Annotated in this window: 10 protein-coding genes; 3 read left to right on the top strand and 7 right to left on the bottom strand. The window is 68.7% G+C overall.

Going from position 1 to position 20,386, the window contains the following annotated elements:
• The coding region (locus tag ABD024_RS01340; protein ID WP_343848891.1) for a monovalent cation/H+ antiporter subunit A at positions 1–2,585 on the bottom strand (2,585 nt) is incomplete at its 3' end.
• 329 nt (positions 2,586–2,914) lie between these two features.
• Here ABD024_RS01340 and ABD024_RS01335 point away from each other — a divergent pair.
• The 3 genes from ABD024_RS01335 to ABD024_RS01325 all read left to right on the top strand — a co-directional run bounded on the left by ABD024_RS01335 (position 2,915) and on the right by ABD024_RS01325 (position 5,911).
• Complete coding sequence (locus tag ABD024_RS01335; RefSeq protein ID WP_343848890.1) at positions 2,915–3,757, top strand: hypothetical protein; 843 nt, start codon at positions 2,915–2,917, stop codon at positions 3,755–3,757.
• Between the two features lie 97 nt (positions 3,758–3,854).
• A complete protein-coding gene (locus ABD024_RS01330) occupies positions 3,855–4,520 on the top strand; it encodes a response regulator (RefSeq protein WP_343848889.1) in 666 nt (221 codons plus the stop codon).
• A complete protein-coding gene (locus ABD024_RS01325) occupies positions 4,517–5,911 on the top strand; it encodes a sensor histidine kinase (RefSeq protein ID WP_343848888.1) in 1,395 nt (464 codons plus the stop codon). Before ABD024_RS01330 ends, ABD024_RS01325 begins: the two co-directional genes overlap by 4 nt.
• 7 nt (positions 5,912–5,918) lie before the next feature.
• Here ABD024_RS01325 and ABD024_RS01320 read toward each other — a convergent pair whose 3' ends face one another.
• The 6 genes from ABD024_RS01320 to ABD024_RS01295 all read right to left on the bottom strand — a co-directional run bounded on the left by ABD024_RS01320 (position 5,919) and on the right by ABD024_RS01295 (position 20,315).
• Positions 5,919–6,950 (bottom strand): YncE family protein, encoded by a 1,032-nt coding sequence (locus ABD024_RS01320; RefSeq protein WP_343848887.1) that lies wholly within the window; start codon positions 6,948–6,950, stop codon positions 5,919–5,921.
• 259 nt (positions 6,951–7,209) lie between these two features.
• Positions 7,210–10,263, bottom strand: a complete 3,054-nt coding sequence (locus ABD024_RS01315) for an efflux RND transporter permease subunit (protein ID WP_343848886.1) — start codon at positions 10,261–10,263, stop codon at positions 7,210–7,212.
• On the bottom strand, positions 10,260–11,312 hold the full coding sequence (locus ABD024_RS01310; RefSeq protein WP_343848885.1) for an efflux RND transporter periplasmic adaptor subunit: 1,053 nt from the start codon (positions 11,310–11,312) through the stop codon (positions 10,260–10,262). The genes ABD024_RS01315 and ABD024_RS01310 overlap by 4 nt, the downstream gene beginning before the upstream one ends.
• The gene (locus ABD024_RS01305) at positions 11,309–12,724 is read right to left on the bottom strand and encodes a TolC family protein (RefSeq protein WP_343848884.1); all 1,416 of its coding nucleotides are present in this window, start codon (positions 12,722–12,724) and stop codon (positions 11,309–11,311) included. The genes ABD024_RS01310 and ABD024_RS01305 overlap by 4 nt, the downstream gene beginning before the upstream one ends.
• 54 nt (positions 12,725–12,778) lie before the next feature.
• Positions 12,779–15,145, bottom strand: a complete 2,367-nt coding sequence (pbpC, locus tag ABD024_RS01300; protein ID WP_343848883.1) for a penicillin-binding protein 1C — start codon at positions 15,143–15,145, stop codon at positions 12,779–12,781.
• Between the two features lie 172 nt (positions 15,146–15,317).
• Positions 15,318–20,315, bottom strand: a complete 4,998-nt coding sequence (locus ABD024_RS01295) for an alpha-2-macroglobulin family protein (RefSeq protein ID WP_343848882.1) — start codon at positions 20,313–20,315, stop codon at positions 15,318–15,320.
• Positions 20,316–20,386: the final 71 nt, after the last annotated feature.

Here is a 20,386-nt window from a genome sequence, read left to right as displayed (position 1 = left end):
ATCAGCGCCACCGCCACGGTGATGCCGGCGACGAAACCGCCGCCCGGCAGGTCATGCCCGCGCAGGAACAGGTGCAGCCCGAACAGCAGGATCACCGGAAACATCAGCTGGATGATCAGGCCGGGAATCATCAGGTAGTCGGTCAGCGAGTGATCCACGGCGCGGCTGGGCGCGGCGGCGTCCTGCGCATTCTGCTGGCGCTGCTGCAGCGGCACGTTGATGCTCTCGGCGGCCGGCCGGAACCGGCGCAGCAGGCCGAACACGGTCAGCGCCACGATCGCCAGCACGCTGATCTCGCCCAGGGTATCGAAGCCGCGGAAATCGACCAGGATGACGTTGACCACGTTGTGGCCGCCGCCCTCGGTATAGGCGCGTTCGAGGAAGAAGCGCGAGATCGAGTCGGCCACCGGATGCATCATCGCCGCATAGGCCAGGCTGGCCACGCCCAGGCCCACCACGATCGCGATCAGCACGTCGCGGCGGCGGCGGAAGCGATGCTTGCGGCTTTCCACCGCCAGCCCCTCGATGCGCTTGGGCAACCAGCGCATGCCAAGCAGGATCAGGATCGTGGTGACCACTTCCACCAGCAGCTGGGTTGCCGCCAGGTCCGGCGCCGACAGCCACACGAAGCTGGCGCAGGAAACCAGCCCCGCGCCGCCGGTGAGCACCAGCGCGGCGAGACGGTGGAACTTGGCCTGGCTCGCCGCACCGATCGCGCAGGCCGCGCCGAGCAGCCACAGCAGCGCGAACGCCGGATCGACGCTGGACCATCGCGGACGGAAGCCGAACGGCGCGCTGGTCGCGGCCAGGCCGCCGGCCAGCAGCGCCAGCAGCACGATCAGCAGCAGTTGCGACTGCAGCCGGCGGCTCGGGTAGCGGCGCTCGATCCGCTGCGGGATATCCGCGGCGAACACGGCCAGTGCGCGCTCGAAGATGCGCTTGCCGCTGAGCCGCCCGGTCAGCGGCGCCACCTCGCGCCCGGCAAAATAGCCGCGCAGGCGCGCATACAGCAGGCAACCCGCCACGAACGCGAAGATGCTCATCAGCAGCGGCGTGGTCACCCCATGCCATACCGCCAGGCTGTAAGCCGGCAAGTGGTCGGCGCCCAGCACCGAGCTTGCCGCCGCGCGCAGCGACGGGCCGATCACCTGCGCCGGCAGCATGCCCACCAGCAGACAGGCCAGCGCCAGGAAGCCGATCGGGAAACGCATCCACAGCGGCGGTTCGTGCGGTTCCCGCGGCAAGGAAGCGGGCACGCGGCCGAAGAACACGCCACGCACGAAGCGGATCGAATAGGTCACGCCGAACGCGCTGGCGGCCACCGCGGTCACCACCGAAATCACGTTGAGCAAGGGGCCTTGGCGGGCGGCCAGGGTCTCGGCGAAGAACATCTCCTTCGACAGGAAACCGTTCAGCAGCGGCACGCCGGCCATCGCCGCGCCGGCGATCAGCGCCAGCGTCGCGGTGACCGGCATGAAGCGGCGCAGCCCGCCAAGCTTACGCAGGTCGCGCGTGCCCGCCTCGTGGTCGACCGCGCCGGCGGCCATGAACAGCGAGGCCTTGAAGGTGGCGTGGTTGACGATGTGGAAGATCGCGGCGACCACGCCGAGCGCGCTGCCCAGGCCGACCAGCATGGTGATCAGGCCGAGGTGGCTGATCGTCGAGTAAGCCAACACGCCTTTCAGGTCCTGCTCGAACATCGCCGAGTACGCGCCCAGGATCAGCGTCACCAGGCCCACCCCGCCGACGATCCAGAACCATTGATCGGTGCCGGCCAGCACCGGCCAGAAGCGCACCAGCAGGAACACGCCGGCCTTCACCATCGTGGCCGAGTGCAGGTAAGCCGATACCGGCGTCGGCGCCGACATCGCCTGCGGCAGCCAGAAGTGGAACGGGAACTGCGCGCTCTTGGTGAACGCGCCGAGCAGGATCAGCAGCAGCGTCGGCGTGTACAGCGCATGCGCGCGCACCGTATCGCCCGCGGCAAGGATCACGTCGAGATCGTAGCTGCCCGCCACATGCCCCAGCAGCAGCACGCCGGCGAACAGGCACAAGCCGCCGCCGGAGGTGACGATCAACGCCATCCGCGCGCCGTCGCGCGCCGACGTTCCGCGGTGCCAGTAGCCGATCAGCAGGAACGAGAACAGGCTGGTCATTTCCCAGAAGAACACCAGCTGGATCACGTTGCCGGACATCACGATGCCAAGCATCGAACCCATGAACGCCAGCAGCAGCGCGAAGAAGCGCGCCAACGGATCGTCCGGCGACATGTAGTAGCGGGCGTACAGGCCCACCAGCGTGCCGATGCCGCAGATCAGCAGCATGAACAGCCAGCTGAAGCCGTCCACCCGGAACACCAGGTCCAGCCCCAGTCCAGGCACCCACGGGATCACCTGGCGCAGCACCTTGCCGGCGGCAATCGCCGGGTACAGCCAGAGGGACAGCAGCAGGCCGAGCAACGCCGTGGCGGTCATCAGCCACGCCGCCAGATTGTGGCTGCGGCCACGGCCACGCAGCAGGAACACCACGACGCTGGCCACGAACGGAAGGCAGATGATGGCGCTTGGCAGGGCGTTGTCAGGCATCAGTCACTGCGCTCGGTCGAAAGGTTGTCGGTATCTCCGGCAACCGGGGCAGACACCCCGGCACGGCATGAGCGTTCGCACACTTTGGCGGATGAAACGCCTGTGCGTACCCTGGCGCGGGCAATCATTGCGATCGCCCGAATGGCCTCACGCCGCTTCGTTCGATTCTATAGGCCGGCCCGACCGGTCGGCAAATGCGCAGCGCGAGAGCGACCGTGCACGGTGCTTGCACGACTGCATTGCGTAACATGTGCCTCGGAATCCCCAGGACGGCAGCAGCTCGCATGTTTCCGCGCATGCCTTCGTTCCGACCATCCGGAGAAATTCTGATGACTCTTCCAGTGCCCCGCCGGCGGCGCCGCCTCGGCCGTATCACTGTCTTCGTTTTCTTCGCGCTGGCCAGCGGCAGCAGTCTTGCCCAGCCGTCGCCCGCGCTGGATCGCGTCAGCATCTGGCTGGGCGGCTATGACGCGCATGCCGACACCCGCCTCGACGCCGGCGACAGGAGCGGCCAGTACAGCGGCGACTTCAACCTGGAGAGAGACCTGGGCTTCAGCAAGCGCAAGGGCGTGTCGCGCGCGCGGCTGGATTTCCTGATCGGCGACAGCCAGGGTTTCTCGCTGGATTACTACAGTGTCAATCGCACCCGCAGCAAGAGCCTGAGCCGCGACATCAGCTACGCCGGCAACGACTACAGCGCCATGGCGACGGTACGCGGCAAGCTGAACTTCGACTTCGGCAGCGCCGCCTACCGTTGGTGGTTCGGGCGGGGCAACGACGTGTTCGGGCTGGGCCTGGGTGGTGCCTACTATCGCGTGCATGCCGGCATCAGCGGCGAGGCCAGCGTCAACGGCACGCCGGTCGGGCAAGCGTCCTCCAGCACCAGCGACGGTGCCTGGGCACCGATGCTCCAGCTGGGCTGGCGGCATGCGTTCAACGAGCAATGGCGCATGTATGTCGACGCCGCGGGCGTGAAGAAGAACGGCGGCCGGCTGAACGGACACGTCGTCAATGCCGCGCTCGGCGTCGAGTGGTTTCCGTGGCAGAACGTCGGCCTCGGCGCCGAGTATGGCTACAGCCGCGTCGTGCTGCACCAGCGCAAGCACAACTACGACGCCAACCTCGACATGAAACTCGATGGCCCGTCGCTGTTCGTGCGCTTCCGCTTCTAGAGCCGCCACCAGACTTAAGCACTTCGTAAGCGGATGACCGGATAATCTCTCCACGAGTCGCTGCCTGCGTGATTCCCGCGATCGAAGGAGCCTGTCCGTGCACATCATCCTGGTCGAGGACGATCCCCAGCTCGGCGCGGCGATCCAGCGCGCGCTGGAACGCCTCGCCTATACCGTCAGCTGGCTGCGCGACGGCCGCGAGGCGCTGCTCGCGCTGCGCGACCAGACCGCCGACCTGGTCCTGCTCGACCTCGGCCTGCCCGGCAAGGATGGGCTCGACGTGCTGGTCGAGGCGCGCCGCCTGCACGTCAAGACCCCGGTGCTGGTGATGACCGCACGCGATGCGCTGGACGACCGCGTGCGCGGCCTCGACGCCGGTGCCGACGATTACCTGGTCAAACCCTTTCACCTGGAGGAACTGGGCGCGCGCATCCGCTCGCTGACCCGGCGCGCGCAGGGCCTGGCCGCCAACCGCATCGATGCGGGCGCGTTGAGCCTCGACCTGGGCACGTCCGAGGTGAGCTTCCGCGGCGAGCGGGTCGAGCTGACCAAACGCGAATTCGCCCTGCTGCAGATCCTGATGGAACGCGCCGGCCGGCTGGTGCGTCGCGAGAACCTGGAAAACTCGCTGTACGGCCTCGACAACATGGTCGGCTCCAGCGCGCTGGAAGTGCTGGTGCATACGCTGCGCCGCAAGTTGAGCTACGACACCATCCAGACCGTGCGCGGCTTCGGCTACATGATTCCGCGGGAGCCCCAATGAGGTTGTCGAGCCTGCATGGCAGATTGCGCCTGCTGATCATCCTCGTGCTGCTGGCGGTGCTGCTGCCGCTGGGCGTGCTCAGCTTCCAGCGCACCATCACCGAGGTGGACGAGCTGTCCGACGGCCGACTGGCGCAGTCGGCGCGGACGCTGCAGGTGCTGATCAAGCATGCCGACATGCAGGCACTGCAGGGACGCGACGACGTGGACACGCTGGTGCCGATCGAAGCCGGCCGCAGCCACCCGCCGAAGCGGCAGCGGAACACCTACGAGTCCGAAGTCGGCTTCCAGGTATTCGACGGTGCCGGGCACACGTTGCTGGCCACCGCGAATCTCGCCGCCCTGCCGCCGCCGACCACCGGCGATGCGGACTTCCAGGATATGCAGCAGAGCGGCTACCGCTGGCGCATCTTCACCCTGCGCGACATGGCCGATGGCGTGGTGATCCGCACCGGCGAACGTTACGACAGTCGCCACGACATCATGCACGCGGTGTGGCTGGAGCACAGCCTGCCGCTACTGATCGGCCTGCCCCTGCTCGCCCTGCTGGTGGGCTGGGCGGTACGGCGCGGCCTGCGCCCGCTCGAAGCGCTGACCCGTGCCCTTTCGGCGCGCAAACCGGGCAGCCATGAACCGGTGCAACTGCCCGATGCGCCGCTGGAGTTGCAGCCGGTACTGGCCGCACTGAACGGCCAGCTGGCGCGACTGGAGGATGCGCTGGAACGCGAGCGTCGCTTCAGCGCCGACGTGGCGCACGAACTGCGCACGCCGCTGGCCAGCGCCATGATCAATCTCGAAAGCGCGATGACCACCACCGACCCGGCCGAACTGAAGACCGGCCTGGGCAGCGCCCAGCACGGCATCGCCGGGCTGGCGCGCCGGATCGAACAGTTGCTGGCGCTGGCCCGGCTGGAAGCGGGTGCGGCGTCGAGCCAGCGCAGCCGCGTCGACCTGGTGGCGGTGGCGATGGGCGTGATCGAGGAGCTGTCGCCAGTGATCGCCGACAGCGGCGTGGAGCTGAGCTTTGCGCGGCTGACACCGCAAGCGTCCGTGCAGGGTTACGAGGCCGCCCTCGCGGCCCTGCTGCGCAACCTGCTCGAGAACGCACTGCGTCACGTTCCGGCCGGCGGCCAGGTGCAACTGTCGATCGAACAGGGCGAGCGCGCCGCGCTGATCGACGTCATCGACGATGGCCCGGGCATTCCGGCCGAACGCCGTGCCAGCGTGTTTGCCCGCTTCCATCGCGAAGCCGGCAGCCGTGGCGACGGCTACGGCCTGGGCCTGTCGATCGTGCAGCGCGCGGCGCAGCTGCACGACGCCACGATCGAACTGCTCGACTCGCCTTACGGCAGCGGCCTGCGCGTGCGCGTGGCGATTCCGCTGCGGCCCTGATATCTGCTCAAGGCCGCCCGACGGTGAGGACGCCGAAGCTGTCCGGCTCGATCGTGCGGCGGCCGTTGGCCTGCCGGGTGGCGCCCAGCCGCGCCGCGGAGAGGTACAGCCGGTGCAGCTTCGGATCGAACGTGAGCGTGCGCGCGCTGAGCTGGGTGGGAATGGTCGCCGTCACGCGGTAGTGATCCGGATCGTCCTCATGCACCGCGGTGAGCGTGCCGCTCTCGCCATTGGCGCTGTAGATCATCGCCTCGGCCGGATCGAACACCACGCCATCCGGACCATCACCGATCGGCACGTTGGCCACGTGGTGGCCGTCGAGCGCATCGAGCACGGTCATCGTGCGGTTGTCGCACACGGCGAACAGCCGATGGTGCGGGTTGTCGATCGCCAGCCCGCTCGGCGATTCGCACGGCGCCAGCGGCCAGGTCTGCAGCACCTTGTCGTGGAGCGAATCGAGCTGGACCAGCTCAGACTTGTCCTCGATGTTCACGTAGACATGGCCGGCGCCATCGGCCACCGCGAACTCCGGCTTGCCGGGCAGCGCGATGCTGCCGATCACCGCGTTCTTCGCCGGGTCGATCACGCTGGCGCTGGCGCTCTTGCCGTTGAAGGTGAGCACGTGGTGCGAGGCGCTGTCGTACAGGATCGCATCGGGATTCTGGCCGGTGCCGGTGATCGTCGCCACCGTCTTCAGCGAAGCCAGGTCGAACACGGTCACCGCGGCGATCTTGCCGTCGCTGACGAAACCGCGATGCAGGTCGTCGGCCAGCGCAATACCGTGCACGCCTGCGGTGCCGGCGATCGTGCCGATCTGCTTGCCGGCATCGACGTCGATCACCAGCACGCGGTCACCGCGACTGACGAACAGGTGGCGGCTGGGCGCATCGAACGCCAGATAGTCCCAACCGCCCGGCCCGCCCAGCGCCAGTCGCGACAGCAACCGGGCGGGCGGTGGCGCGGCCGCCGCGCATGCCAGCGGGATCGTGGCCAGCGCCAGCAACGCAGCGGGCAGCAGCTTGCGAATCAGTCGTGGCATGGTCGGCACCCTTGGCATAAAGAGATGGCAGGCCAGCATGCGAGTGCTGGCTTATGCGTGCCTTAGGAGAGGTGTGCGCAGGTGGATTCCGATCATGGTTCGACAAGCTCACCACGAGCGGAATCAGGAAAACGCCGCTCCACGAACGGAATCAAGGAGACGCCGCGCCACGGACGGAACAGCGGGATGAGACTCCACGGACGGATCAACGCGACAACCGTTCGTCCTGAGCCTGTCGAAGGACCTGCCCCGGCCCTCCCTAACCTGCCGCCTTGCCGGCGTCGCGGCGGCGCAGCAGCGCGTACAGCACCGGCATCACCAGCAAGACCAACGGCACCTGCACCAGCAGGCCGGAGATGATCGCTACCGCCAGCGGCTGCTGCATCTGCGAGCCCTGGCCGAGCGCCAGCGCCAGCGGCAGCAAGGTGAGGATCGCCGCCAGCGTGGACATCAGGATCGGCCGCGTGCGGTGCTTGCCGGCTTCGTGCAGCGCCTCGTGCAACGGCGCTTCGGCCGCAGCCTCCTCCAGTTCGGAGAAATAGAAGATCGCCACTTCGGTGACGATGCCGACGATCATCGTCATGCCCATCATCGCCGAGATGTTGAGCTCGATCCCGGTCAGCCACAGCCCGGTGAACACCGCCGGGATCGCCAGCAGCGGCATCGCCAGGATCACCAGCGCCACGCGGAAACTCTCGTACAGGAACAGCAGCAGGGTGAACACCAGTGCGATCGCCGCCAGCATCACGATGGTCAGCCCGCGGAACGCCTGCTGCTGTTGCTGGTACAGGCCACCGAGCTGGACGAACATGCCTTTCGGCAGCAAGCCCGGCTGGGCCAGTACTTTCTTGACGTCGACGATGGTGGAGCCGAGGCTGCGCCCGCTGATCAGGCCGATCACCGCGACCATCCGCTTGAGATTGTCGCGGGTGATTTCCGGCTGGCCCTGCACCTCTCGCAACGTGGCTACCCGCGACAGCGGCAGCAGGTGGCCGTCGGCCGCGCGTATCGGCAACGCAGCGACCTGCTCCAACCGCTGATGCGAATTCTCCGGCAGACGCACGCGCACGCCGACGACCTTGCCGCTCGCCGGCAATTGGGTGGCCACGGTGCCGTCGATCGCCGCCGTCACCTGATCGGTGACGCTGGTCGGATCGAGCCCTTCCAGCGCAGCCCTGGCCGGATCGACCTTCACGGTCAGCGCATCGCCGGCGGGATTGATGCCGTTGCGCACGCCGACCACGCCGGTGATCTTGCTGATCGCGTCGGCGACCTTGCTGGCGGCGGTGTTCAACTCCACCGGATCATCGCTGTACAGCTGGATCTCGATCGGCTGCGGCACCGCCACCAGATCGCCGATCAGATCCTCCATCAACTGCGACAACTCGATGTCCAGCCCCGGCACTTTCTGCTCGACTTCGGTGCGCACCTGCGTCATCACCTCTTCGGTCGAGGGGCGCGAGCCGTTTTTCAGGCGTATGAAAAAGTCGCCCTGATTCGCCTCGGTGAGGCCGCCGCCCAGTTGCAGGCCGGTACGCCGCGAGTAGGTGTCGACATAGGGGTTGGCACGAACGATCGTCTCGACCTGCCGCAGCAGGCGGTCGGTTTCCTCCAGCGAGGTACCGGGCTTGGACAGGTAATCGAGGATAAAGCCGCCCTCGTCCATTTTCGGCATGAAGCCGGTGCCGACCTGCGTATAGGCCACGCCGCCCAGCAACAGCAACGGCACGACCAGCAGCAACACCAGCAACGGCCGCTTCAGCCAGCGCCGCAGCACGCTCTGGTAGCGCTCCATCATGCCCTTGGTAAAACGACTTTGCGGGTGTTCGACCAGATGACGCTTGTCCAGGAAGCGCTCGGCCAGCAGCGGCACCGCGATCCAGGTCAGCAGATAGGAAATGATCAGCGCACTGGCCATGGTCAGCGACAGCGCCTTGAAGAACGCGCCGGTGACACCGGTCAGGAACGCCAGCGGCAGGAAGATCACCACGGTGGCGGCGCTGGAGCCGGTCAGCGGCCGGGTGAACTCCCACGCTGCGCCGGCGATGCGCTCGTGCACTTCGCCTTCGCCCTGGTTGAGCCGGCGCATGATGTGCTCGAGCATCACGATCACGTCGTCGATGATCAGGCCGACCGCCGCCGCCATGCCACCGAGCGTCATCATGTTGAAGCTCATGCCGAGCACGGACAGCAGCAGCACGGTGATCGCCAGCACCGCCGGCACCACGATCATCGCGACCAGGATCACCCGCATATTGCGCAGGAACACGAACAGCACCAGCCCGGCCAGCACGATGCCGATCAGGATCGCGTCGCGCACGCTGGCGGCCGCGCCGGTCACCAGCTGGGTCTGGTCGTACCAGTTGGCGATCTGCACGCCGGCCGGCATCTGCGGTGCGTAGTCGGCCAGCCGCTGCCTCACCTCGTTGGCGATCTGCACGCTGTTGCCGTCGGGCTGCTGGTAGACCTGCAGCAGCACGGCGTTCTGGCCATCCGCATTGACGCGGATCCACTGCGGCACATGGTCGAGACTGACCGCCGCCACGTCGCCCAGACGCACCACGCCAGCGGGGCCGGCACGCACCACGATGTCGCGCAGCGCCGCGACCGTGGTCGGCTGGTTGTTGGCCAGCAGCAGATACAGCTTGTAGTGGTCGGAAACGCGGCCCATCGCCTGAATCGTCGCCGCATGGCTGACCGCGCCGGCGACGTCGCTCAGGCTCAGGTTCAACGCGCGCAGCTTGCCGGGGTCGACATCGGCGTGGAACTCGGCCACCTCGCCGCCCTGCACCTGGACCCGGGCGACACCGCTGATGCCGCTCAGCAGCGGACGCAGCTGGTACTCGGCCAGGTCGTGCAAGGCACCCGGCGACTGCGTGTGCGAACGCAGGCTGTAGGCCAGCACCGGGAACGTGGTCGGGTCCATCCGCCGGGTGCTGAGCTGGGTGCCGGCAGGCAGCTGCGGCAGGATCTGCCCCGCCGCCGCGTTGACCTCCTGCAGCGCCCCGGCCATGTCTGCGCCCCAGTCGAACGTCACCGCGATATCGGCCGTGCCGCGGCTGGTGGTGGAACGCACGTCGCGCACGCCACGCACGCGACGGATCGCCTCCTCCACCGGCGTGGTCACCTCGATCGCCATCTGGTCGGCCAGGCGGTCGCCCGCATCCAGGGTGACCTGCACGCGCGGGAACGCCACGTTCGGGAACAACGCCACCGGCATCCACAGCGCGCTGGCGATGCCGCCGATCGTCAGCATCAGGGCGAGAAACAACAGCGAACGGCGATGCCGCTGCATCCATGCGGTAATACTCATTTGGCGGACTCCCGCACCGCGTCGCCATCCTCGAGTTCGTAGACGCCGAGCACGATCACCGGCGTCTGCGCATCGAGCGGACCCTGCACGCCGACGGGATCGCCGACCGGGCTGCGCAGCGTCACGTCGACGCGTTTGGCATGGCCGTGCTCGATCCGGAACAGGTAGTCGCCGTGCCCGTCATGCAGTACGGCCGCACGCGGCACCGCCCAAGCGGTGACGTCGGCGATGCGGATCTGCGCGTCCAGCGCCGCGCCGGCCACCAGGGCGGCGCTGGCTTCGGCCGGCAGTTCGACTTGCGCGCCGAGCAGATGGGTCTGCGGGTCGATCGACTGGCCGATCATGCGCAACGTGCCCACGAATCCGGCCTGGTCGCCATACACGCTGCGCAATTGCACCGGCATGCCGGCATGCAGCTTCGCACCGTCTTCCGGCTGCACGCCGAGCTGTGCGACCAGCGCGTGCGCCGGGGTGAAACTCAGCAGCGGTGCGTTCGCGGCGAAGCGTTCGCCCAGGCCCACGCTGAGTGCGTTGACCACGCCATCGGCCGGCGCGCCGACGGTTTCCTGCGCGCTGCCGCCGCCGAGCGCGCGCTGTGCATCCAGCGCGGCCTGCGCGTCGGCCAACGCCTTGCGCGCGGTCGCCAATTGCGACTGCGTGGCCAGCCGTTGCGTCGCCAGCTGTTCGGTGCGTTGGAGTTCGCCGCGAGCCAGTTCCAGCGCGCTCTGCGCTTGCTGGTACGCGCTGCGCGCGGCCGGATCGGGGGCGATCGTCAGCAGCGGCTGTCCGCGCTGCACGCTCTGCCCAGCCGCCACATCCAGCGCCACGACCTGGCCGCCATGCGCGAGGCTGATCGCACGCGCGTGCTGCGGATCGCCCGCCGCGCTACCCCACGCCTCGACGGTGTCGTGGAAGGTCCGCTGTACCGGCGTGGCGGTGGTCACCGCCACCTGGCCCTTGGCCGCGGCCGATTCTTCGTCATCGGCGGCGCCGTGGCTGCACGCGGCCAGCAGCAGGCACAACAGCGGCAAGAGCAGCGATCGGTTCATGGCGTGGGCGCCTGCGTGGAAACGGGATGGGTGGCGATGTCGACATCGGTGTTGCCCAGCAGCGCTTCCAGCGCGATCGACTGGGTGGCCTGCTGCTGTTGCACGGCGAGCAGGTCGAGGTCGGCGGCCAGCGACCGGCTGCGGATCGCCAGCCAGGTCGGCCAGTCCAGCAGGCCTTGCCGCCACGCCTGTTCGGCCGCGCGGCGGGCATCGGCCAGCTGCCTTGCGTGGACGGTCAAGGCCTCGCGTTGCCGATCCAGTGTGGCGAGATCGGCGGCAAGCCGCTGCATGTCGCTGCGCGTGCTCAGCACGCGTGACGCGTAGTCGTCCTTCAACTGCTGCCGGGTCGCCCGCTCGATCGCGATGTTGCCGCGGTTGCGGTCGAACAGCGGCAGCGTGAGGCCGACGCTGAAACCGTGGGTGTAGATGGCGCTGGTGTCGCGCGCGCTGTTGAAGCCGATGTTCAACGCGGGAAACTGCGCCCGCACCGCGCCGCGCAGCTTGGCTTCCTGCGATTGATAGCCTGCCTGCAGCGCCAGCAGATCGGGGCGCCGGCGCGGCAGCTCGGCCAGTGCCTGCTGCAACTGCGCCGCAGTGGGCGCGACCCGATACGGCGCGCCGACCAGCTCCAGCGGTGCGGTCGGCGCCAGCCCGAGCAGCATATGCAGATCGCTGTCGGCCTGGTGCAGGGCGACCGCATTGTCGGCCTGCTGTTTGCGCACGTCCGCGGCGGCATTGAGGCCGGCGCTGGCGCTGTCGTAGGTGAGGTTGCCGGCGGCCAGCGCCGCCTGCACATAGGGCGTGACCTGCTCCAGCGCCGCCTGCTCGCTGGCCAGGCGGGCCTGTTGCGCGCGCAGGTTCAGCACCTGGTCGAACAGCAATCGCGCCTGCGCCACGGTCTGCCACTCCGCCCACAGCAGGTCGAGATTCACCTGCCCGGCCTGGCTGCGCGCCGCCGCGCGGCGCGACGAACGGGTCAGCAGCGCACCGATGTCTTCGCTGATGCCGAGGTTGAACGCCGTGGTCAGGCCACCGCCGGAGTGCTGCGGAAAATCCTCGCCGACGCTCAGCTGCGGGTCGGGCAGCAGCCCGGCCGCGAAGGCTTGCGCGCGCGCCACGCCGAGTTCGTCGCGCTTGAGCTTCAACGCCGGGCTGTTCGCCACTGCCAGCATCGCCGTCTCGGTCACATCCAACCCGTCGGCGGGATCGAAGCGATGCGTTGCCAGTGACGGCGGCATATCGGCGGTGGGCGCGACGAGTTGCGCCACGCCGGCCGCGCCCTCGCCCCGGCCCAGCGGCAACGGTGCGTAGCTGGCGCAGGCGGACACGACCAGCGTGACGGCGACGGCGCAGGTCATGCGCAGGCCGGATCTCGTCGCGGGGAGGTGTCGCTGGCGGCTGGCATCGTGCATGCCGCCATTCTGGAAGCTGCCGCTTAGTTCCTTCTTAAGAGCAGGGCAGCGGCATCACGGCCCCACCACGCGCAGCGCGAGGGTGGCGAAGGCGCCGTCGCGGGCCAGCGCGGTGATCCGGTGGTCGCCGGCCTGCGGCAGGCTGATCGCGATCGCGGCATCGGCGTCGCTGCTGCCTTGCAGGCGGCCGTTGAGCAGCCATTGCACGGTGGTTTGCGTACCCAGCGCGTGCAGCGTGACGCGCAGCGGCTGCTCGCTGTTCGGTGCCCGCCGCAGGGTGACACCGTTGCCCAGGCCGGCGATGCGGATCGGCGTGGCGCGGTCGAGCGAGTCGGCGGCACAGCCGGGCGCGAGCGGCGGCAGCGCGGAGCGGGTGCGGTCGTCCACGCTCAGCCATGGCGTGGCCAGCGCGGGCCAGCGCGCCAGCTGGATGGTGTGCTCGTGGCGGGCGTGACAGGCACCGCTCAGACGCTGGCCTTTGGCATTCACGCGCAAGGTAAGCAGGCCGGACGACCACGCGCCGAGGTCGCGTTCGGCAAACGTGGGCGGCAGCGCGTCGTCGAGCACCCAGGCCGTGCGGCGCTGGCGACACAGCGCGGGATCGGTGGCGGCGACCGCGCCGCCGGGCGGCCAGCAGATTTCGACCGACTTCACGCTGGCCGGCTGCGCTCGCGCGTGGCCGCCGCGCGCGGGCAGCATGTCGACGATCTGGAACAGCAGCGGCAGCGCGGTCACCGCGCCGTACTGGCCGGGCGACGGCGTGCCGTCCGGACGGCCGATCCACACGCCGACGGTCCAGCGGTCGGTGACGCCGATCGACCAGGCGTCGCGGTAGCCGTAGCTGGTGCCGGTCTTCCACGCCACCGTGGCGTGCCGGTTGATCGCGCCGGACAACGGGCCGCCCTCGACATCGGCCGGGTTGCTGGCGAGGATGTCGCGGATGATCCACGCCGCGCCGGGCGACAACAGCCGGCGTGGCCGCGCGGGTTGTTCCGTGGTGTAGCGCGGCGTACCGGCGAGGCCGCCGTTGGCGAACGCGGTGTACGCGCCGACCAGGTTCTCCAGTCGGGTGGACGCGCCGCCGAGGATGATCGACAGGTTCGGTTGCGCACCCGCGGGCAGGCCGAGGTCGACGCCGCCATTGGCCAGCCGCGCCACGAAACGGTTCGGCCCGACCCGATCCAGCACATCCACCGCCGGCACGTTGAGCGAGCGCTGCAGCGCCTCGGCCGCGCTGACCGGCCCCGAGAACGCCTCGTCGAAATTGCCCGGCTTGTAGCCGCCGAAATCCTGCGGCGCGTCGACCAGCAGGCTCTGCGAGTGGATCAGGCCGTCGTCCAGCGCCAACCCATACAGCAACGGCTTCAGCGTCGAGCCGGGTGAGCGCGGCGCGTTCACCATGTCGATGTAGCCGTGCCGCTGCGGATCGGCGAAGTCGCTGGTGCCGACGTAGATGCGCGCCTCCAGCGTCGCGTTGTCGACCACCAGCAGCGCCGCCGACGTGTGTGCCGGCAGGCGCGACAGGTACGCGCTGACCCGGTCCTCGGCAGCGCGCTGCAGGTTCGCGTCGATGGTACTGATGATGCGTCGCGCCTGTGGCTGCTGCCGGTGCAGGCGTTCGGCCAGCAAGGCCGCGGACAGCGGCGCGCGCAGCGAGCGTGCGACCACCGGTTCGATCGCCGCATCGCGCACTTCCGCCGCGCTCCACACGCCGAGGTCGCGCATGCGCTTGAGCACCTTGTCGCGCGCGGCGCGCGCCGCCTCGGGATGACGGTCCGGCCGCAGCCGGCTGGGCGATTGCGGCAGTACCGCGAGCAGCGCCGCCTCGGCATGCGACAGCCGCGTCGCCGGCTTGCCCAGGTACGCCCAGGAGGCCGCCTCGACGCCCTCGATCGGACCACCGAACGGCGCGTGGTTGAGGTACAAGTCGAGGATCTGCGCCTTGCTCAGGTGCACTTCCAGCTGCAGCGCGCGGAAGATCTGCACCAGCTTGCCGCGGAAGCTGTGCGGAATCGGCTGGATGATTCGCGCCACCTGCATGGTCAACGTGGAGCCGCCCGAGACGATGCGGCCATGGCGCAGCCCACCGGCGAGACCGCGCAGCAAGGCGTAGGGATTGACGCCGCGGTGGCGGTAGAACTGGCGGTCCTCGTAAGTCAGCAGCGCCTTCAGGTACAGCGGCGACACCTGTTTCGCCGTGGTCGGGTAGCGCCACACGCCATCGCTGTCGGCAAACGCACGCAGCGGCGTGCCGTCGCGCGCCAGCACCACCGTACTGCCGGTGTCGGGTGCGGGCAGGTGGAGCGGGAACAGGCGGTCGAGGGCGAACGCGACGAGCAGGGCGCCGGCGAGGGCAAGCGTGAGGTCACGTAGCCCGCGCTTGAGACGGGATGGTCGGTGGGATGGGTTGGCGTTGGTCATTGTGGGGCTCTTCGACTTCGCTCGCTGACGCGAGCTACGCTCAGGGTGAACGGTCCTCCACACCGTTCGCCCTGAGCGTAGGCCGCAGGCCGAAGTCGAAGGGCATGCCGCGACTCCAACCAGCCTTTCTGGTCCAAGAACCACCCGGGAGCATCACCCCCGGAGCGAGCTCTTACGGTTCGACCACGGTGATCTTCGCCGGCTCGACCTTGCCGATGCCGCGCACGGCCGGGCGGTACATGTCCTCCACCAGCGGCGGCGGCACGGTGTACGTGCCCGGCGTCACCGCACGCACCAGGTAGAACACGCGGGCCTGGTCGCCGCGGCTGAGGTTGAGTGCGGCGGCGTAGCGGTCGTCGCGGTACTCCTCGTGCACGATCTGCGCCGCCGAGGCGTGCTGGTCCAGCTCGATGCCGTCGATCACCACGCCGGACCACGACTGCGCGCCACCGAGGTTGAGGTTCTCCACTTCCAGCCCGCCCGGCAGCAGATCGGTGACCAGCGCATCGGGGATATTCATGCGTGCCTCGATGCTCAGTTCGACGATCAGCGTGTCGCCTTCCTTCAACTGGCTGCCGCTCCACGGCTTGCCGTCGGTGGTGAAGTAGCTGCGCCGCACGTCGATCTGGCTGGCGTCGGCCGGCGGGGCCTGCTGCGGAATGCCGGCGACGTCGAGCGTGGCGAAGATCGCCGCGTCGCTGGTCGGCTGCACGCTGACGCCGGCGTTGAGTTCGGCCACGCTGAGCGCGCGGCTCCACACGTGCTGATCTGGTGCAGCCTCGATCTTGCCGTTCACCGTGAGCGTGGCGGCCAGCGGGGCGTTGCTCTTCGCGTCGAACGCGCGTGCCACGCGGGCGATCGCCGCTTGCTCCTGCGTGCTCAGGTACGACCACGACCAGCGGTAGTCGGCGAACTCCTGCTGCCGCTGACGCACGTTCGCGCTGGCGTTGCGCGCCCAGTCGACCAGCTTCGCGTCGTAGGCGGGCTTGCTCATACCGTAGGTGTGGGTGAGCGCCACCATCAGCGCCAGGTCGCGCAGGTCCGAGCCGTAGTCGCCGACGTACCACGGGCGTTCCTTGCTCCACGCGAACGCCTCGTCGACGGCTTTCTGCGCGCGCTCGGTGTCGCCCATCAGCTTCAGCGCGATGCCCAGATGCACCAGCGGCAGCGGGGCGACCAGCTTCTGCCGTTCGTTGTCGAAGATCGCACGCAGCGTACCCAGCGGCGCACGGTTGACGCGGGCCAGCACGAAGCCGGAGTACGCCTCGTCGGCGATACGCAGGTGGTCGTGCTGCTCGTACTCGTAGTACGGATGGCCGCCGGCGAGCAGGTCGTCGTTGAGCCGCTGCAGCGATTTCTGCAGCACGTCCTGCGGCACCGCGAAACCCTCGTCGCGCGCATCCAGCATGAAGTCGACCACGTACGGCGTGGTGAAGGTGACGATCGGACTGCTGCCGCCCCAGAAGCTGAAGTGGCCGTTGCTGGCCTGGAACGAGGCGATCCGCGACAGCGCGCCATCCACCGCGGCCTTGCGCACGGCGTCGCTCATCACCTGCGCGCCCAGCGCCTTGGCCGTCTGGCCGTCCATAATCAGCGCGGCGTAGCCCTTGCTGGTGGTCTGCTCGATGCAGCCATACGGGTAGCGCAGCATGTCGCGCAGCGCGGCCGCGTACGGCAGCGGCGGCAAGGTGCTCAGGGTGATCCGCGCGTTCACCGTGGCCGGCAACAGGCCGGCGATCGCGGCGGCGCCGAAGCGTTCGGGCTTGCCCGCCTCCAGCGCCTGCGGCGTGGTGCTCACCGTTTCCGGCCAGGCCGGGCGCACCGCGAATTCGAAGTGGCGATCCACGCGGTAATCGTTGAGTTCGGCGTGGATGTCCACCGTCGCCACCGCCGCGCCCGCCTGCGCCGTCACCGGCATGTGCAAGGTAGTGCCGGCGCCATCCTTCAACGGTACGCTCTGCGTGGCCTTGTCCACCGTGATCAGGCCGCCGCCCTTGACGCTGACCTTGGCCGTGCCGTCCTTGCCGGACAGATTCTTCAAGTCGAGGCTGATCATCGCCTTGTCACCGGCCGCCATCACCCGCGGCGTGCTCGGCTCGACCACCAGCGGCGCGCGCACGGTGACCGCGCCATCGGCGTTGCCGTAGCGGCTGTCGGTATAGGCCAGCGCGGCCAGGCGCAGGCTGCCGTTGAAGTCGGGTACGTCGACGTGCAACGTGGCCCTGCCCTGTGCGTCGAACGCCACCGGGCCGGTGAACAAGTCGACGATCTGCACCTTCGGGTTGAGCCGGGTGGCCTTGGGCAGCGCCGCGCCGCTCATGTCGCCGCCATAGCGCAGCTTCGCCTCGGCGCCGTCCATCGCCTCGATGATGCGGCTGTACAGGTCGTACGCATCCACGCTCAAGGCACGTTTGGCGAACAGCCACGCCCACGCGTCGGGCACCGGGTAATTGGTGATGTTGAGCACACCCTGGTCGACCGCGGACAGCGTGACGAAGCCCTGCTGTCCGGCCAGACCAGTGGCCTGCACGCTGACCGCGAGCGGGTTGCCCGGGCGCATCAGTGCGGGTGCGTCGAGCTTGAGCGGGAGGCGCCGGTCGTTGCGGTCCATCGCCACGTACTCGACACCCATCGCGCGCGCCGGCGTGGTGTGCTCGGCCGCTTCGCCGCCGCGGAACACCAGCGCGGTCACGTAGACGTCGTGGCGTTCCCACTCCTTGGTGACCGGGATCTCGAAGGTGGCACCCGCTTTCGCGTCGATGTTCTTCGTGTAGAGCAGATGATCCGATTCCACCAGCAACACGCCGGGGCCGGGCTGCGGGGGCGTCACCGTGACCTTCATGGTGTCGCCGGCGCGGTAGCGCGCCTTGTCCAGCTGCAGCTTGACCTTGTCCGGGCGCGCTTCCTTGCCGAGATTCTCGTCATCCCAGCTGTAGCCGGCGAAGAACGGGAACACCGTGGTGAGTTTCGTTTGCGGGTCGTACACCTCGACCCGGTAGCTGCCCCACTGCACCGGGAACTCGACCTTCGCCGACTTGCCGGCGGCCACGTCGATGTCTTTTTCGTCGATCAGCTGCAGACGCTGGTTCGCATTGGACTGCCAGCCGCCATCGCGCTCGTACAGCCAGTAGAAATCGCGCAGTTCGCGCTGCAGGCGCACCTTCAGATGCGCACCGGCGACCAGTTGGCCGTCCGCATTCGCGCGCACGATCTCGAAACCGGCCGGCGCTTCGCTCTCGGCGCCCTGCTTCGGATCGAACAGCGGGCGCACGCCGACCAGCGCGTCGGCCGGCCAGTAGGTGCGCTTGAGCAGGCGGGTCACCGCGCGGCCGCCGCTTTCGTACACGCTGCCGGACAGGGTCACCGCCAGCGGCGCGACCGGTTTGACGTCGTCGGGCAGTGCCACGTCCTGCTCCAGCACGCCTTGCGCATCGAGCTTGGCATCGACTACGTCGTCGGCACTCTTCGGCAGCTCGACCAGCGGATTGCCGAAGAAGGTGTCCTTCATCGTCGTAACCGGATGCACGTCCGGCGCCACCAGCAGTTTCGCGGTGAAGCGGTTGCCGTCGGCCGGCGCGCCGTACAGGTAGCTGGAGGCAACCTTCAGCTTCAACGGCTCGCCCGGCGCCAGCCGCGATTGCGGGCTGGACAGCTCGACCTTTAGCCGCTCGGGCAGGAACTCCTCGACGTGGAACGGGAATGCCTGCACGGTCTCCTTGCTGGCCGGATCGAGGCGGAATTCCAGCTGCCACAGCCCGGTCGGCGCGTCGGCGGGGATCGCCTGGCTCAGCTCGAAGTAGTTCAGCTGCTGCGGCTCCAGCCGCTTTTCCACCAGGGTGCGGCCGTCCGGCTGCTTCACCCGCACGAACAGCGACTGTGCCTTCATCGGCTTGCCGTCGTCGTCGCGCAGCAACGCCGAAGCGCGCAGTGTCTCGCCGGGGCGGTACAGGTCGCGGCCGGACCAGGCGTACACCTCGAACGGTGCCTGCTTGCGGCCGCTGATGTCGAAGTTGGACACGTCCAGCGCCGGCCGGTTGAACGGCAGCACCGAGACGTCCTTGCCGTGCCGCGCGACCAGCACGTCGGAGGCCTTGATCTTGTACGCGAGCAGCGCATTGCCGTCGGCGCCGGTGGTGGCCTTGAGCTTGCTGCGCCCGGCCGCGTCGCGGATCTCGATATTCACCGCATTCACCGGCGTACCGTCGCGCAGCGAGGCGACGTGCAGCAGCACGTTGTCGCGATACACACGCAGGTGCAGGCCGAGGTCGCTGACGAAGAACGTGGCGGTGTCGTAGCCGTCCTTGAACGTGCCGCCGGCCTTGACCACCGCCATGTACACGCCCGGCTGCGCCAGCTCCTTGATGTTCTGCACCGGCAGGTAGGTCACGGTGCGCTCGTTCGGCTCGCCGCCCAGCGTGTAGTGGTTGGCGTAGACCGAGTCGGCAAGCTGGGTGATCGGCACCCGGCTGCGCCGCTCGTCGCCCTGGCCGCAGTTGTTGTAGTAGGCGACGTCATGGTCGAGCTCGTAAGTGTCGCGGTGACCGTTGCGCGGATAGGCGCAGAACAGGTCCGACAACGCGTCCTCGCGCACACGGAAGAACTCCACGTCGGCGTCGTGCACGTTCATCGACACCAGCGGCAGGCCGCGGGTGCCGCGCGCCGGCAGCACGCTGCCGTGCGAGGCGAAGCCGACCGCCGCCGGCAGGTTGCCGGAGTACACGTCGTGCTTCACCTCGTGGCCGAGGGTGCGGCCGTCGGCGGCGAGCAGGTCGGCCTTCAGCTGCACCGCGTAGCGGGTGTTCGCCTGCACGAACGGGAAGCGCAGCGTCTTGCCGTCGTTGTCGAGGCTCCAGCTGCCGCTGACCACCTCGCCGTTCGGGCCGGTCACCGCGATCTGCGTGTCGAACGATTGCGCCGAGGCCAGCGTGGCGTTGAAACGCAGCACCAGCGCGGTGCGCGAGTCGGCGGTTTGCGAGCTGGCCGAGACCAGCGCGAACTCCGTTTTCGCCGGCGCCGGCGCGGAAGCGCTGCCGGCCGGCGCGCCCTGCAGGGCCGGCTTGCCGTTGTCGGGGCCGCGGTGGCAGGCCGCCAGCAGCAGGCCGAACAGCAAGCTGATCAGGACGCGCGACAGGACCCGGCGCGAAAAGCACTCGTACGATCGACGCGACATGAAACCTTCTCCCTGTAGGTCTGCGTGGGAGTATCGCCGGAATTCATGGCGACTTGGAGGCGCGGAGCGGG

Origin of the sequence: Rhodanobacter soli, assembly GCF_039523495.1 — a bacterium.
Lineage (GTDB): Bacteria > Pseudomonadota > Gammaproteobacteria > Xanthomonadales > Rhodanobacteraceae > Rhodanobacter > Rhodanobacter soli.
This window is presented reverse-complemented; position numbering and strand designations above follow the sequence as displayed.

Excerpts from the sequence above, each read along its gene's own strand:
- ABD024_RS01305 (WP_343848884.1), bottom strand. The coding sequence starts at position 12,724 with ATGCACGATGCCAGCCGCCAGCGACACCTCCCCGCGACGAGATCCGGC.
- ABD024_RS01315 (WP_343848886.1), bottom strand. The coding sequence starts at position 10,263 with ATGAGTATTACCGCATGGATGCAGCGGCATCGCCGTTCGCTGTTGTTT.
- ABD024_RS01320 (WP_343848887.1), bottom strand. The coding sequence starts at position 6,950 with ATGCCACGACTGATTCGCAAGCTGCTGCCCGCTGCGTTGCTGGCGCTG.
- ABD024_RS01325 (WP_343848888.1), top strand. The coding sequence starts at position 4,517 with ATGAGGTTGTCGAGCCTGCATGGCAGATTGCGCCTGCTGATCATCCTC.
- ABD024_RS01295 (WP_343848882.1), bottom strand. The coding sequence starts at position 20,315 with ATGTCGCGTCGATCGTACGAGTGCTTTTCGCGCCGGGTCCTGTCGCGC.
- ABD024_RS01335 (WP_343848890.1), top strand. The coding sequence starts at position 2,915 with ATGACTCTTCCAGTGCCCCGCCGGCGGCGCCGCCTCGGCCGTATCACT.
- pbpC (WP_343848883.1), bottom strand. The coding sequence starts at position 15,145 with ATGACCAACGCCAACCCATCCCACCGACCATCCCGTCTCAAGCGCGGG.
- ABD024_RS01310 (WP_343848885.1), bottom strand. The coding sequence starts at position 11,312 with ATGAACCGATCGCTGCTCTTGCCGCTGTTGTGCCTGCTGCTGGCCGCG.